The organism is Virgibacillus sp. DJP39, from assembly GCF_049310925.1.
In the GTDB taxonomy this organism is placed as follows: Bacteria; Bacillota; Bacilli; order Bacillales; family Amphibacillaceae; genus Virgibacillus_F.
The window spans coordinates 1-13,934 of the sequence record NZ_JBMERP010000022.1; the positions used below are offsets into that span (position 1 = coordinate 1).

General features: G+C 35.6%; 14 protein-coding genes. 2 read left to right on the top strand and 12 right to left on the bottom strand.

The annotated features are described in order from the left end of the window. Positions 1-32: 32 nt before the first annotated feature. From ACOI1D_RS09275 to ACOI1D_RS09290, 4 genes are all read right to left on the bottom strand, one after another. The gene (locus ACOI1D_RS09275; RefSeq protein ID WP_422500995.1) at positions 33-437 is read right to left on the bottom strand and encodes a cytidine deaminase; all 405 of its coding nucleotides are present in this window, start codon (positions 435-437) and stop codon (positions 33-35) included. Between the two features lie 81 nt (positions 438-518). After that, positions 519-866 (bottom strand): DUF1798 family protein, encoded by a 348-nt coding sequence (locus ACOI1D_RS09280; protein WP_422500996.1) that lies wholly within the window; start codon positions 864-866, stop codon positions 519-521. A 76-nt stretch (positions 867-942) separates the two neighbouring features. Further along, positions 943-1,167: a hypothetical protein gene (locus ACOI1D_RS09285; protein ID WP_422500997.1), complete on the bottom strand. Its 225-nt coding sequence runs from the start codon at positions 1,165-1,167 to the stop codon at positions 943-945. Between the two features lie 125 nt (positions 1,168-1,292). Beyond that, positions 1,293-2,237 carry a DUF2515 family protein gene (locus ACOI1D_RS09290; protein ID WP_422501049.1) on the bottom strand — a complete coding sequence of 315 codons (945 nt, stop codon included), beginning with the start codon at positions 2,235-2,237 and terminating at the stop codon, positions 1,293-1,295. A 73-nt stretch (positions 2,238-2,310) separates the two neighbouring features. Here ACOI1D_RS09290 and recU point away from each other — a divergent pair, with 73 nt between their 5' ends. Together recU and ACOI1D_RS09300 are read left to right on the top strand one after the other, a co-directional pair. Continuing rightward, entirely contained in the window at positions 2,311-2,898 is a 588-nt protein-coding gene (recU, locus tag ACOI1D_RS09295) for a Holliday junction resolvase RecU (protein WP_422500998.1), read from the top strand. Positions 2,899-2,916: 18 nt separating this feature from the next. After that, positions 2,917-5,604 carry a PBP1A family penicillin-binding protein gene (locus ACOI1D_RS09300; protein ID WP_422500999.1) on the top strand — a complete coding sequence of 896 codons (2,688 nt, stop codon included), beginning with the start codon at positions 2,917-2,919 and terminating at the stop codon, positions 5,602-5,604. Between the two features lie 122 nt (positions 5,605-5,726). Here the strand turns inward: ACOI1D_RS09300 and nth are convergent, their stop codons facing one another. The 8 genes from nth to panD form a co-directional block, all read right to left on the bottom strand. Then, on the bottom strand, positions 5,727-6,377 hold the full coding sequence (nth, locus tag ACOI1D_RS09305; protein ID WP_422501000.1) for an endonuclease III: 651 nt from the start codon (positions 6,375-6,377) through the stop codon (positions 5,727-5,729). A gap of 2 nt (positions 6,378-6,379) precedes the next feature. Beyond that, positions 6,380-7,066, bottom strand: a complete 687-nt coding sequence (locus ACOI1D_RS09310) for a DnaD domain-containing protein (protein ID WP_422501001.1) — start codon at positions 7,064-7,066, stop codon at positions 6,380-6,382. Between the two features lie 211 nt (positions 7,067-7,277). After that, positions 7,278-8,570, bottom strand: a complete 1,293-nt coding sequence (gene asnS, locus ACOI1D_RS09315; RefSeq protein ID WP_422501002.1) for an asparagine--tRNA ligase — start codon at positions 8,568-8,570, stop codon at positions 7,278-7,280. Between the two features lie 18 nt (positions 8,571-8,588). Further along, positions 8,589-9,770, bottom strand: a complete 1,182-nt coding sequence (locus ACOI1D_RS09320) for a pyridoxal phosphate-dependent aminotransferase (RefSeq protein WP_422501003.1) — start codon at positions 9,768-9,770, stop codon at positions 8,589-8,591. Positions 9,771-9,783: 13 nt separating this feature from the next. After that, positions 9,784-10,314 (bottom strand): DUF5590 domain-containing protein, encoded by a 531-nt coding sequence (locus ACOI1D_RS09325; protein WP_422501004.1) that lies wholly within the window; start codon positions 10,312-10,314, stop codon positions 9,784-9,786. After that, entirely contained in the window at positions 10,280-10,450 is a 171-nt protein-coding gene (locus ACOI1D_RS09330) for a YpmA family protein (RefSeq protein ID WP_422501005.1), read from the bottom strand. Before ACOI1D_RS09330 ends, ACOI1D_RS09325 begins: the two co-directional genes overlap by 35 nt. A gap of 212 nt (positions 10,451-10,662) precedes the next feature. Further along, complete coding sequence (gene dinG / locus ACOI1D_RS09335) at positions 10,663-13,446, bottom strand: ATP-dependent DNA helicase DinG (protein WP_422501006.1); 2,784 nt, start codon at positions 13,444-13,446, stop codon at positions 10,663-10,665. A 93-nt stretch (positions 13,447-13,539) separates the two neighbouring features. Next, positions 13,540-13,923 carry an aspartate 1-decarboxylase gene (gene panD / locus ACOI1D_RS09340; RefSeq protein WP_422501007.1) on the bottom strand — a complete coding sequence of 128 codons (384 nt, stop codon included), beginning with the start codon at positions 13,921-13,923 and terminating at the stop codon, positions 13,540-13,542. Positions 13,924-13,934: the final 11 nt, after the last annotated feature.

Here is a 13,934-nt window from a genome sequence, read left to right on the forward strand (position 1 = left end):
TATAAAAAAAGAAGCCATAGTATCTGCTTCTTTTATAAACTAGGTGGCAGGTCATCAGGTTGAAATGAAAATGGCAGTAGTTCCTCCATTGTTACTGTTTTCAGCTGATTTTGTAAATTGGTTAAGTGGATAGTTGTTTCTGGTTGGAAAAATTCGCTCATAACCTGCCTACAGGAACCGCAAGGCGAAACAGGTCTCTTAGTATCTGCTGACACCGCCATTTCTACAAATTCTGTTTCCCCATCAGATACCGCTTTAAAAATTGCTACTCGCTCCGCACATAAGCTGACTGGATAAGCAGCATTTTCTATATTACATCCTGTATATACCTTACCGGATTTTGTTAAAACAGCAGCACCTACTGGGAATTTTGAGTACGGGACATATGCTTTTTTTCTCATTTCAATAGATCTTTCTATCAAATCTTCTTTCTTCATATAATTTTATACCCCTCTCACACTATGTGGAAAAATAGTATAAAAGAATTTCCTTCAATTGTAAAGAAAGTTCTTTTGCCACTACAAGTTTCGAAGTAGTTGATCAAAAATGAAAATTACAGAATGATTAAGCTCCATATAACGTTTTCTTTTTACATCAATGTAATAACTATGCATTAACAATAATTCCATATTTTCTCTAGTAGACGTAATTTGATGAGGATGAACATTTACCTTACTCTCTTTTATTATCTCAAGCACTTCTGTTTCCCATTTATCAAGCATTGTATAAACTGGTTCAGTTTTATTTTTTACTTCAGTGAAAAAAGCCATGTCTTTTTTATTTTCCGGAGGATTGTTCGCTTCATAATTATCCTTTAACAGTTGTAGCTGTTCTTTTAACTCTATTGTTAGTTCTTTTATATTCATATATTTTCGCGCACCTTTCTAACTGCCTCCTCCCTATTTTATCATTTTTTTGACAAGAATCCCACTTGAAAAAGACTTAAAGGTTTCTTAAAGTAGTACGAATGTCGCTTTTTTTCTGCATTGCAAAATTGATTTCTTGGTTCTGCTGTTGAAATGTCTTTTGTATAGCATGATCAACTTGTAGATCCAGAACATGATCCATCAGTTGTAATTGCTCATAAATATGTTTAAATGAATTACAAGTGCTTTTGTTGTCTAGTCCATCGGCCATATTGCTAATTTCATTTCGCATGATACCCATCGATAGCCCTCCTAGTTAAATATATTGTTATAGCGTAGTATTCGCTCTTGTCTTTGTATTACCTTTACGTTCGACAAAACTAGTGACTATAAGCATTTAATAGAAGAATTTAGACAAAAATTTTATTAGGTAATCAATTCTTTTAGAGAAACATACGAAAACAATAGCTTTCTTTTTCTGTAAAATGACTTCCCTATATCTGTTTTGATTCCATCTTGAGATTGAAATAGCCATTTATTTCTGACACCCCTCCATTTATACCAATCGTAACGAATATTATCTTGATGTCTGATGGGTGGGTAAATTTTCTTTAGCGGTGGACTTACCGGGAATGAAAAATTCTGGAACTTTTCATAATCCCATCTGGACCCTGAATGGCATTGAAGTTGTACAAAATTAACCAGACCAGAATAATGGGCTGGACTAAAGATAATTGATGCCAGATGCTTCCCTAGTGCAATTCTTTTTGAAAGGTTCGTAAAGCTATGAACATAAGCTCCATAAAGCGGTAATGTTTTAGATGGTAGCATGACTGCGTTCATGTAAAGCATATTCTGCAAATGATAAGGTAAATCATTAAACACGTGTGCTTTGAAAAAAGATTGTTTTAAAACCGGCTCATGTATTACATTTTGCTCATTTATAATTAAGGCCGTCATCAGCCTGTTCTTATCTTGGTCTATCCAAAATTCATTCCATTCTTTTTCCATGTAGGAGGAGACTCTTAAATAAGGAAGTAAATGAAACATGGGCTTGCTTAGTTTACATGACAACTGATAGGTTAATAATTGGGGATAAACATCGGAAAAAATAAGCCAATTCGCACGCTCATATGTCATAAATAACCTATTTCTCTCTTTTTCCCCTAGTAGTTTTTTGAATGGGGCTAAGTTAAGATCAGTCATATTCCAGCCGGCGTTTCGAGAAACTATACTAGCTAAAAATGCCCAATTTATCTCTTGATACCTGAAATAGAAGTTTTGATATGCATGAGTACGGGTAATATTATCAAAGTTATGTTTTTTTGTTTGCTTTATAATATAATGGAGATAATCCTGATTTTTACACATAGTTAACACATTTTTACCTACTCTCAAATTCCTTTTTCTGTTATGATATTTAGATATATTAAGGGGGAAAGTAATGAATTACCCAAATGGACAAAAGATACAAAGAACCAGTTCAGATACATTTACTACCTCTACTAAGGGATATAGTAATAGAGGAATGACTTTAGAAGAAGATATCAATATAACTAACTCCTTCTATTTAGATTCAGACATTGCTGTTATTCATAAAAAGCCTACGCCAGTTCAAATTGTAAACGTTAATTATCCAAAGCGCAGTGCTGCCGTAATAACAGAAGCCTATTTTAAACAGGCATCAACAACCGATTATAATGGGGTTTACAAAGGGAAACATATTGACTTTGAGGCAAAGGAGACTAAAAATAAGACACGCTTTCCACTAGCAAACATTCACCAACACCAGCATAAACACATGCGTTCTATTGTAAATCATGGTGGCATTTCCTTTTTAATTATTCGATTTGCACAATTAGAGGAAACTTATTTTTTACCTGCAGAGGTATTGTTTAACCTTTGGGACAAACTTTCGAGTGAAAAAAAATCTATACCCTATGAAGACATTAAAAATAATGGATACCTAATTCCATTTCATTACCAAAAAAGAATTGATTATTTAGCAATTATCGATACGCTTTATTTCTAGAACGGAGGCTGATGCAGAATGGCACAAGATAGCCAATCTCGAACAGCAAGACGAAAACAAAAAAAGACACAAAAAAAACCTGTATGGAAAAAAATAGCACTTATCACTAGTATGGTAATTTTAGCTCTGATCCTCGGGGTTGGTGCTCTATTTACGTATTATATTGCCACTGCTCCGGAAATTGATGCAGAGAAGCTTTCTACACCTTTCTCATCAAAATTATATGATAAAGATGGAGATTTGTTTGCTGACTTGGGTGCGCAGCAGCGAACAAAGATATCTTATACAGATCTTCCACCCGTTTTAAAAAATGCTGTTATTGCAACAGAAGATTCACGATTCTTTGAACACCCTGGAATTGATATTTGGCGAATAGGCGGAGCAATAATCGCAAATATCACTGATGGATTTGGATCAGAGGGTGCAAGTACAATTACACAACAAGTGGTTGAGAAAGCTTTCCTAACACCAGACAAAAAAATAAGTCTTAAAGTTCAAGAACAATGGTTAGCATTAAAATTAGAACAAAAGTATAACAAGAAAGAAATTTTAGAAATGTATTTAAATAGAATTTATTATGGCAATGGAGCCTATGGTGTTGCAAAAGCAGCTCAGGTGTACTTTGGTATTACAGATTTGAGTAAGTTGACTTTGCCTCAAGCAGCTATCTTAGCAGGATTACCGCAACGTCCATCTGCTTACAATCCATATGAGAGTCCTGAACTAATGAAAAAGAGAATGAACACTGTTTTAGATCTAATGGTAATGCATGGAAAAATCACAGAAAAAGAGGCCGATAAAGCGAGAGAGGTGGATATACCTTCTCTTCTAAAAGAAACTAAACCTGATGAAGCTTCTTATGCGGCATTTATTCAAAAAGTAAGAGAAGAAGTAGCTGCAAAAGTCGATGGAGCAGATATATATACGGATGGTCTCAAAATATATACTACTCTAGACACTAGCGCACAAAAACATGTTGAGTCTTTGTTGACCGACACAGAAAACAATCCAATTCCTTATTACGATGATGAAATGCAGGCTGGTATGGTTGTGCTCGATACACAAAACGGTGCAATTCGTGCAGTTGGAGGTAGTCGTGACAGTTTAGAGAATCGCGGATTTAACTATGCACTAGATATAAAACGACAGCCTGGCTCAAATATAAAACCAATTACCGTATATGGACCAGCAATAGAAAACCTAAAATGGTCAACCTATCATCAAATAAATGATGATAAACCATATTTACTCAAAGGAACCACTCCTAAAAAATATGTTCGTAACTTTACTAGGGATTACATTGGTTGGGTGTCTCTTCGAACAGCTTTAGCTAAGTCATTGAACGTCCCTGCTTTGAAGACTTTAGAAGAAGTTGGTATTGACAAGGCACAACCATTTGCAGAAAGCTTAGGAATAAAGTTTAATGATGACAAAATGGCGATTGGTGATGCTATCGGGGGTACAAAAACAGGTACCTCTCCTCTCACACTTGCTGGGGCATACCGTGCTTTTGCAAATGAAGGAATATACAACGAACCATACGCAGTCACTAAAGTTGAATTTCCAGATGGATCTGAAGTAGATGTTAAACCAGAACCAAAGCCAGTGATGTCTGATTACACAGCATATATGATATCTGATATGCTGAAAACAGCAATTACTGAAGGAACTGGAGTAAACGCAAATATCCCTGGACTTCAAGTAGCAGGTAAAACTGGGACTACGAATAAAGATGGTCTAGATGGGCCTAAAGACTCCTGGTTTACTGGATATACAACAAACTATACAATATCCGTCTGGACCGGCTATGAACATGAAGATCAAGGTCTTCAAAATAGTCAGATACCACATGCATTGTTTAAAAACACAATGATCAAACTTTCAGAGGGTAAAGAAACAGCAGATTTCCAAAAACCAGATTCAGTGGTTGAGGTTGCTGTCGAGCAAGGAACCAGACCAGCTAAATTACCAAGTAAATATACGCCAGAATCAAAAATAATCACAGAGCTATTTGTGAAAAGTAATACACCAACGAATACTTCTAAAAAATTTGATCAACTAGATCCAGTTGCTGGACTAAAAGCCAAATATGACAAAGATTCACAATCTATACAGATTGAATGGGATTATAATTCTAATGATGCAGTATTCCAAGTTAGCGCAAGTATAGATGATGGTGCAATGCAAGAACTATCATCAACTGAGGATAAATCATTGGAAATTTCCAATGTCGAACCGGGTTCCAGCTATACTATCCAGGTTATAGCGGTAGATAAGGACGATTCCGAAAATGTAAGTGAAGCAACGACTACAACTGTAAAGGTTCCAAAAGATGAAGAAGAAGACAAAGATAAGGATAAGGATAAGGATAAAGAAAAACAGGTAGCAGAACCTGTAAAGGGATTAAAGGCTAATTATGAAGAAGAAACAAATGCCATCAACGTTTCTTGGCAATATGACAAACCTTTTTCCCTATTTGAAGTGACTGTAACTCCGGATGGAAAATCGGCAACGACTCAGGATGTGAAATCTAAAGGTCTTGTTATCGAAGGTGAAGGTGTACAGCCGGGGCAAACATACACTATATCAGTGGTTACGGTTGATAAGGCCGGAAATCGAAGTGAACCTACAACGACCACAGCCAAAGTTCCTGAAGCGGAAAACAAACCGGATGACGGAGACGATCCAAAAAAACCAGATGAATAACCAAAAAGATCACTCAGACTATGAGTGATCTTTTTTCGGCAGTAAAGAAAGTATAAACACTTCTTTCTGCATAAGTATAACTAGGGCTTTTGCTATAATGTTTGGCGATAAGCCCTATTTTTCTAATTTCTTTTTTTCATTCTTTTCTGCCCTTCTCTACATATACCCAATAAAGGACAGTCGGGACAATTTGGATTTTTTGCTTTACAATGGTACCTGCCAAAAAAAATAAGCCTATGATGGGTTGCTGTCCACTCTTCTTTTGGAACCTTTTTCATTAGTGTTTCTTCAACCTGTATTACGGAGTCCTTCCAACGACAGATTCCCAGGCGTTTAGAGACTCGTTCTACATGTGTATCCACTGCAATTGCCGGTTCACCAAAAGCTACTGACGCAACAACGTTTGCAGTCTTACGTCCCACCCCTGCAAGCTTAACCAATTCTGACTTCGTATTAGGAACCTCGCCATTATAATAATCAATTAACGAGCGACAAAGCTTTTGAATGTTTTTAGCTTTATTCCTGTATAAGCCAATCGATCGAATGTCAGATTGCAGTTCTTCAACTGATACAGCAAGAAAATCCTCAGGTGTTTTATATTTTTGAAATAGGTTTTTCGTAACCTTGTTTACAAGTACATCTGTGCACTGGGCAGAAAGCAACACAGCTATAACAAGTTCGAACGGATTTTTATAGGTGAGTTCACATTCGGCATTAGGGAACATTTTTGTAATTTCATCTAAGGAGTGTCTTATTTGGACTTTTGTTAACAAGATTAATCCTCCCCTTCTAGCCAATTATAGTAAAACGAAGTATCTCGCTTTTTTTCAGTGTTATTATTGGGAGTAGTTTGTTTTTTATGGAAACTCTTGCTCGATTCTCGGGCTTGTTCAACTGTTGTAATTCCTTTTTTCTTCCATTCACGTAGAATACGATCGATATATTTAAAATTTAATTTCCCCATCAAAACAGACTCTCTAAGGGCTGCTTTAATTAACGAGGGTTCTAATTTATCCTCATCCAACCAAACATTTACCGTTTCAATTTCAAATGGAGAAATAGGTCGTCCAAACTCTTGCTCAAATAAGATAAACAAGGTGCCATCTTCAGGTTCAGACTCCTGTTTTTTCTTCTTTTCTTCAAATAAACGGTTCCAAAGTGGATCTAAAGAATATATTTCGGATACTCGGTTTTCGCTATTTTGTTTCTGTTGAATAGACAAATAATTCTTTTGAATAAGTTGCCGTAATGTTTGGGCACATTCCTGCTCACTTAAGGTTAATATTTCAGCCAACTCTAGCGGGGTTGGAAACTCATTTTTCACAGATAAAAAACGATGTATTTGTAAAATGAGCATAGTTTCTGTTTCGTTTAAACCAAGCGATTTGTATGTGGTGAGTAACTTTATCGGTATAGACAATTGGTCGATTAATAGTGTTTGATATGATATTGATTTAGTCAAATTAATACACCTCATTCCTAGTATAGCATGAAATTCATCTATTTTTATTAGCTATTTTACTTAGGTATTGTTGCTCTTCAACTACCGTAGTTGATTAAAATTGAGACGTAACAGCTGTACTGATTTCCGCTACGGGCAGTCGCTTTCACCGGAATTTTATTTAAAAAGACTCCCCTGTGCTTTAGTCGCCAAAGGGAGTCTTTTTGAATTTTTATGGATATAAACGGTTTAGCAAACGAGGAAATGGGATAGTTTCTCGTACATGGTCGACCCCAGATAACCAAGCAACCGTACGTTCAAGTCCTAATCCAAACCCTGAATGTGGAACACTGCCATATTTACGTAATTCTAAATACCATTTGTAGGCTTCACCAGTAAGACCATGTTCTTCGTAACGTTCTGTCATCAATTCTAGATCATCAATTCTTTGTGACCCACCTATTATTTCTCCATAACCTTCAGGTGCAATTAAATCTGCGCATAATACAACATCAGATCGATTTGGATCTGGTTTCATATAAAATGCTTTTATCGATGCTGGATAATTCGTAATAAATACTGGTTTATCAAAGTGTTCTGCAATAGCAGTCTCATGTGGAGAACCGAAATCTTCACCCCACTCAATATCTTCAAAGCCTTTTTCCTTTAATAAAGTAATTGCATCATCATAAGAAATTCGTGGAAATGGCGCTTTAATCGTTTCAAGTTTTTTTGTATCACGTTCTAAAATAGTTAATTCCAACTTACAATTTGCAAGAACTGACTGAGCCACAAAGCTAACATATTGTTCTTGAATATTTAAACTTTCTTCGTGATCAACAAAGGCCATTTCTGGTTCAATCATCCAAAATTCGATCAGATGCCTTCGAGTTTTAGATTTCTCAGCACGAAAAGTTGGACCAAACGAAAACACTTTGCCAAATGCCATTGCTGCAGCTTCCATATAGAGTTGTCCACTTTGTGATAGATAAGCTTCCTCTTCAAAATACTTCGTATGAAATAATTCTGTTGTCCCTTCTGCGGAAGATCCGGTAAGAATTGGTGGATCTATTTTGACGTATTCATTTTCATTAAAAAATTCGTATGTAGCACGTATTATTTCATTTCTGATTTTCATAACAGCATGCTGGCGTTTTGAACGTAACCAAAGATGACGATGATCCATCAAGAATTCTGTTCCGTGTTCCTTCGGTGTGATAGGATAATCTGTTGCTTCGTGGATCAATTCAATTTCACTAACCTGCATTTCGTAACCAAATGGTGATCGCGTGTCCTCTACAATTTTTCCGGTTATGTACATAGATGTCTCTTGTGTCATATTTTTGGCTAATTGAAAGGTTTCCTCTGTAACGTCACTTTTAGCCACAACTGCTTGCATAAATCCTGTACCATCACGAAGTTGTAAAAATGCAATTTTACCGCTTGATCGTTTATTTGTAAGCCATGCACCTATAGTTACTTGTTGTTCTTCATTTTTTGGTGATTGTGATATTGTAATTTTCAAGTTAAATCCTCCATATTTTTAATTGTGACTACTGACAAAACGTTTAATTCGTTCTGCTGCTTCAGTTAGTAAATCAATCGAACTTGCATAAGATAATCTTACGTTTCCTGGTGATCCAAACCCTGATCCAGGAACGAGTGCTACCTTTTCTTCTTCAAGTATTGCAGTTACCCATGCATCAACGGAATCAAACCCGTTCATTCTAGCAGCTTTTTCAACATTTGGGAAAAGATAGAAAGCGCCTTTAGGTTTTTCACAATCTATCCCAGGTATGTCTACTATCAACTCGTATAACATTTCTAAGCGTTCCTTAAAAGCTTGTTTCATCTCTATAATTGGATCAACGGACGAATTATATGCCGCAAGTGCTCCATATTGCGCAATAGAGGTGGGGTTAGACGTTGAATGTGATGCAAGGTTCGTCATTGCCTTGATGATTGTTTCATCTCCTGCAGCATATCCTATACGCCATCCTGTCATAGCATGTGATTTTGAAAGTCCGTTAATAACTATAGTAAGTTTTTTAAGTTTGGCTGACAATTGTGCAATAGAAACGTGTAAATCATCTGTATAAATTAGTTTTTCGTATATTTCATCTGAAATGATTAAAATATTGTGTTTTATACAAACTTCACCTAAGGCTTTTAACTCATTTTCATCATACATCATTCCAGTAGGATTACTTGGTGAATTTATAATTACAGCCTTTGTTTGTTCCGTAATTGCTGCCTCTAGTTGTTCTGGCGTTAATTTAAAACTGTTTTCTTCTGTTGCCTTGACAATGACAGGGTTACCTCCAGCAAGCTTCACTTGTTCTGGATAGCTGACCCAATATGGGGCAGGAACAATCACTTCATCTCCAGGGTTTAATAAAACCTGAAACAACGTATACAATGCATGTTTAGCACCTGTGGTTACGATGATTTCATCAGTACTATAATCTAAGCCATTTTCATTTTTAAATTTAGCACTAATAGCTTTACGCAGCTCCAATACTCCACTGGATGGTGTGTATTTAGTCATGCCATTGTCCATCGCAGCTTTTGCAGCTTCAATAATGTATTGTGGTGTATTAAAGTCGGGTTCTCCAGCGCCTAATCCGATGACGTTATGTCCTTCTTCTTTTAGACGCTTCGCCTTGGCAGTTATGGCAAGTGTAGATGATGGTGTCAACGTTTTGACTCTATTTGCTAATTCCATTTTATCACCTTTTCTAATTAAAAATTGATTTAAGCCGGTATTGCTGTACACGTGTACCATCGAACATGGACAAGTAATCAAAAATATAGCGGTTTGAATCATCTATATACGTCACTTCCCATAAAGGCTCACTGTTTTCAATTGCCGGTGTAATATCTATTAGTTCACAATCCTCACATTGCTTTGCCCATGAGTTCTTTATTTCCTGCTGACTAATAATTTCTGCTTGATTAAAAGTGGTTAGTTTACCACTATTTTCATTTAACGGGACAAAAACGATTTTATTCGCGCCTTCATTTGTAGATCCGAAAATGACATGAAACTGATTTTTTCCATTATATTCTGTAATATTTTCAATCTGTGACACACTAGTCTTTTCAATAACCGCATCTTTTGAGTCTTGATATTTTAAGGTTCTGTTATCTTGAATATCACTGTACAAGAAAAAAAGATACGTTAAACAAGAAATAACGATTAGAATTAGTCCCAACAACACCCATTTAATCCAACTATGTACGGTATATTGTGAATTTTGCTTCCGCATTATTCTTATCATCCAATGCCAAACCAAACATTAGATTTTCTTCCTTCAGTGTTCGATTTAATGTATCGACAATTTTGTATAGATCTGATGAATAGGCAACCCTGACAGTTGAAATGGTTTCATATTTTTTATCCATCAATTTCCCTCCAATTATAAAACCTTCTTGTTTTATCATATTTTTCTACACATTATCCTCAAAACAATTGTTCATACTATGATTACGCTTGAGAACAATTCCCCATTAATTATAACAAGCAAATAACTTTTATGTTAAAAAAACGTTCCTAACCCAAACCTTTTTTCCTGGTGTACAATAATGTGCATCAGATTTTTTTTACATATGAATTGTTAAAACCACTCTTTGGCTTTTTTCATCAGATCATGAGTTGTCGTGAAACTTGTTGGTACATCTGGAATGGAGTCTATAAAATATTTACTGTACCTCGCCTTCATCATACGTGCATCACAAACAAATACGATACCTCTGTCATTTGATGAACGAATAAGCCTTCCGAATCCTTGTTTAAAACGAATAACTGCATTTGGCAATGATAGTTCAAAAAAAGCATTTTTCCCCTGTTCCTTCAAGTAGCTCGACTTTGCTTCATACACAGGGTGGTTTGGAGGTTGAAAGGGAAGCCTTACAATCATTAGACAGGAAAGATCTTCTCCTGGAATATCCACACCTTCCCAAAAAGAGCTTGTTCCTAATAATATGGCTTTATCGAAATTGATAAAATTTTTCTTTAATCTAGACCGACTACCACTGGATATACCCTGTGCAATCAACATGTATTTAGTATCAAGCGTTTCTTTCAACAAATAATAAGCACGTTTCAACATGTCATAGGATGTAAATAGGATTAACATCCTCCCTTTTGTAATGTCAGCAAGTGAAATTATTGCCTCACAAGTGGAATAAATAAAATCATCTATATTGCCACCCTTTATGTCCGGAAAATCATTCGGAACTAAAAGCTGCACTTGGTCATGATAGGAAAATGGTGATTTTATTTTGTTTGTTAGTAAGCGGTCATCTGGGATTCCTAACCTTTTTTTTATAAATGAAAAAGATTGTTTCATGGTCAATGTTGCGCTCGTTAAAACAATACTTTCTTTTTGTTGAAACAAGTCATTCGCAAGTAATTGAGAAACTTCAATCGGTTCGCTATACAAAAATGCTGCGTTTTTTGCACCGTACGCTTCAATCTCAATCCATTTTACATGTTTTTCGTGTTCATCTATTAAAAATAAATGTTCAATCCTGTCAATATTTGCTTGCAATGTCTGCATAGTCGATAAAAATTCATCCTGTTTTGATTTATCTAATGCCTGTATTTTCACCAATTGATGTTCGGCAAAAGTTAGAAAGTGAATAAGGTCACGCAAGTAAAACGTTAATCTTGATGCAATTTCTTTTATAGTTTGCCAATCCTTAGAACCTTCTTTATCCTTGTCAAAACGATATTGAATTCTCCCAACATCACTTACTGCTTTTTGAGTCCGGTTCTGTTCTGTTACAAATTGAAATAGCATGCGAAACAAATCATCTATTTCGTATTTAGTCAGGGAATATGTTTCATTCCATTCAGGTATAGCAATATCATTTTTTCCAATAACCTTAGCAAGCCAATTTCCATCGTCACTGGTACCAATACTGTTTAACGTGTATTGGAAGTTAGTATAATCCAATGTTAGTCCATAGTGCTTTGATACAGTTTCTTCAAGGTGATGCGCCTCATCAATAATCGCTTTTTGATAGGAAGGTATAAACTGGAACTCATTAGACATATCGGTACAAAGCAACGCATGATTGGTAATGACGATGTCAGCCTGCTGCGCATTTCTGCGTGCTCTTTGATAAAAAGACTTAGTTGACCATGGGGAGTTAATGTCATATACCCCTTCACTTTCGGCTGAGATACGTTTATGAAACAGAAACCCCTTTGATGGTAATTGGATTTCCTCAAAATCTCCATTTTCCGTTTCAGTCAACCAAACAAGAATCATTGCTTTTGTTAGTGTTATGTCATAATTATCATTTGTGTCATCCGATAATTCTTTTTCAAATTTTTCAAGGCTGATATAATGCTGCCTTCCCTTAAGCAGAGCTGTTTTAAAATTAAAGGGCACTAATTGCTTGACTAACGGTATCTCACTGTCCAAAAGCTGAGATTGTAATTGTGTCGTATATGTACTGATAACGATTCGTTTTTTCTTTACTACAGCTTCAAAGACAGCTGGTAATATATAAGCTAATGATTTACCAGTCCCTGTTTCTGCCTCGATTAATGCATGCTTTTTCCCTTGAAAAGCGTCAAATATTTCCTCAGACATTTCTCTTTGACCGACTCGTTTCTCATAATGATCCATTAAGTTATCCATCGAACCTTCTGACTCATAGATAGCATCCAAATAATCGCCAAATGAGAGTTGCATATCTGATTTGTGGCTTTCTATTTCATTAACCTTTTTAAAGGCCAATCCTTTATAAGAAGTTATTGTTTGTTGTTCAATCGTTGAGAATGCTAATGCTTCACTTCTTGCAAAAAGAAGTTCGTACAAATCAGATTTTAATTTTTTTTCTAATCGAAGCAACTGATTTACCGTTTCATATGGCAAAGTTTCAAGTTTTTGCTTTAAGTGTAAAAATAATGAAGCTGTTACATATGCATCAGATAGTGCACGATGTGGATCGGTATGTTGAATATTTGTATATTCCGCAAGCTGACTAAGTTTATAGCTTGGTGCTTGAGGAAATAATATCCGCGAAAGTTCTACTGTATCAATAACAGGATTATTTAATGGCTTTTTATCGTTTTTAATAAGTTCCGCATTTAAGAATCCCAAATCAAAAGGAACATTATGGGCAATTAGATAACTATTTTCAAAAATCTCCACGATTTCATCCGCTTTTTCTGAAAAGCTCGGTGCATCTATTACATCATCATCCATTATTCCTGTTAAGTTTGAGATAAATGTTGGAATAGGCTTGTTCGGATTAAGAAAAGTTCCATATTCTCCTATGATTTTATCATCTTCAACAACCACAATTCCTACTTCAATAATTTTATCATCATTAGACGGTGAATGTCCTGTTGTTTCAAGATCTATTATTACGTACCTATTCATTATCCCACCTCAATATCTACTTTACACTTTTCATTATATATGAAAACTCTTATCATTTAAAAATGATAAGAGTTTTCTTCTTTTATAAAACTTCTACATTTCCGTTAGTGGAGGTTCCTGTTCAATTACCTCTTCAACTTTATTATCCTGATTCATTAATGCAACTTTGGGTTTAAACGAAACCAATTCTTCATCCGATAGGATTGCATAAGTAACGATAATAACCGTATCACCAGGTTGGACTAATCTTGCAGCTGCTCCATTCAAACAGACAACACCTGAACCCCGTTCTCCTGCAATAACATACGTTTCTAGGCGAGCTCCGTTATTATTATTAACAATTTGGACTTGCTCATGTGGTAGAATACCTACTTTATCTATAATATCCTGATCGATTGTAATACTGCCAACATAATTCAAATTAGCTTCTGTTACTCGTGCACGATGAATTTTAGCTTTCATCATTGTACGAAACATACTATTTCCCC

What these genes read in the sequence shown, in the direction of transcription:
- ACOI1D_RS09285 (WP_422500997.1), bottom strand. Translation starts at nt 1,167, where the DNA reads ATGGGTATCATGCGAAATGAAATTAGCAATATGGCCGATGGACTAGAC.
- ACOI1D_RS09280 (WP_422500996.1), bottom strand. Translation starts at nt 866, where the DNA reads ATGAATATAAAAGAACTAACAATAGAGTTAAAAGAACAGCTACAACTG.
- ACOI1D_RS09275 (WP_422500995.1), bottom strand. Translation starts at nt 437, where the DNA reads ATGAAGAAAGAAGATTTGATAGAAAGATCTATTGAAATGAGAAAAAAA.
- panD (WP_422501007.1), bottom strand. Translation starts at nt 13,923, where the DNA reads ATGTTTCGTACAATGATGAAAGCTAAAATTCATCGTGCACGAGTAACA.
- ACOI1D_RS09290 (WP_422501049.1), bottom strand. Translation starts at nt 2,237, where the DNA reads ATGTGTAAAAATCAGGATTATCTCCATTATATTATAAAGCAAACAAAA.
- ACOI1D_RS09320 (WP_422501003.1), bottom strand. Translation starts at nt 9,770, where the DNA reads ATGGAATTAGCAAATAGAGTCAAAACGTTGACACCATCATCTACACTT.
- dinG (WP_422501006.1), bottom strand. Translation starts at nt 13,446, where the DNA reads ATGAATAGGTACGTAATAATAGATCTTGAAACAACAGGACATTCACCG.
- recU (WP_422500998.1), top strand. Translation starts at nt 2,311, where the DNA reads ATGAATTACCCAAATGGACAAAAGATACAAAGAACCAGTTCAGATACA.
- ACOI1D_RS09325 (WP_422501004.1), bottom strand. Translation starts at nt 10,314, where the DNA reads ATGCGGAAGCAAAATTCACAATATACCGTACATAGTTGGATTAAATGG.
- ACOI1D_RS09330 (WP_422501005.1), bottom strand. Translation starts at nt 10,450, where the DNA reads ATGGATAAAAAATATGAAACCATTTCAACTGTCAGGGTTGCCTATTCA.
- ACOI1D_RS09300 (WP_422500999.1), top strand. Translation starts at nt 2,917, where the DNA reads ATGGCACAAGATAGCCAATCTCGAACAGCAAGACGAAAACAAAAAAAG.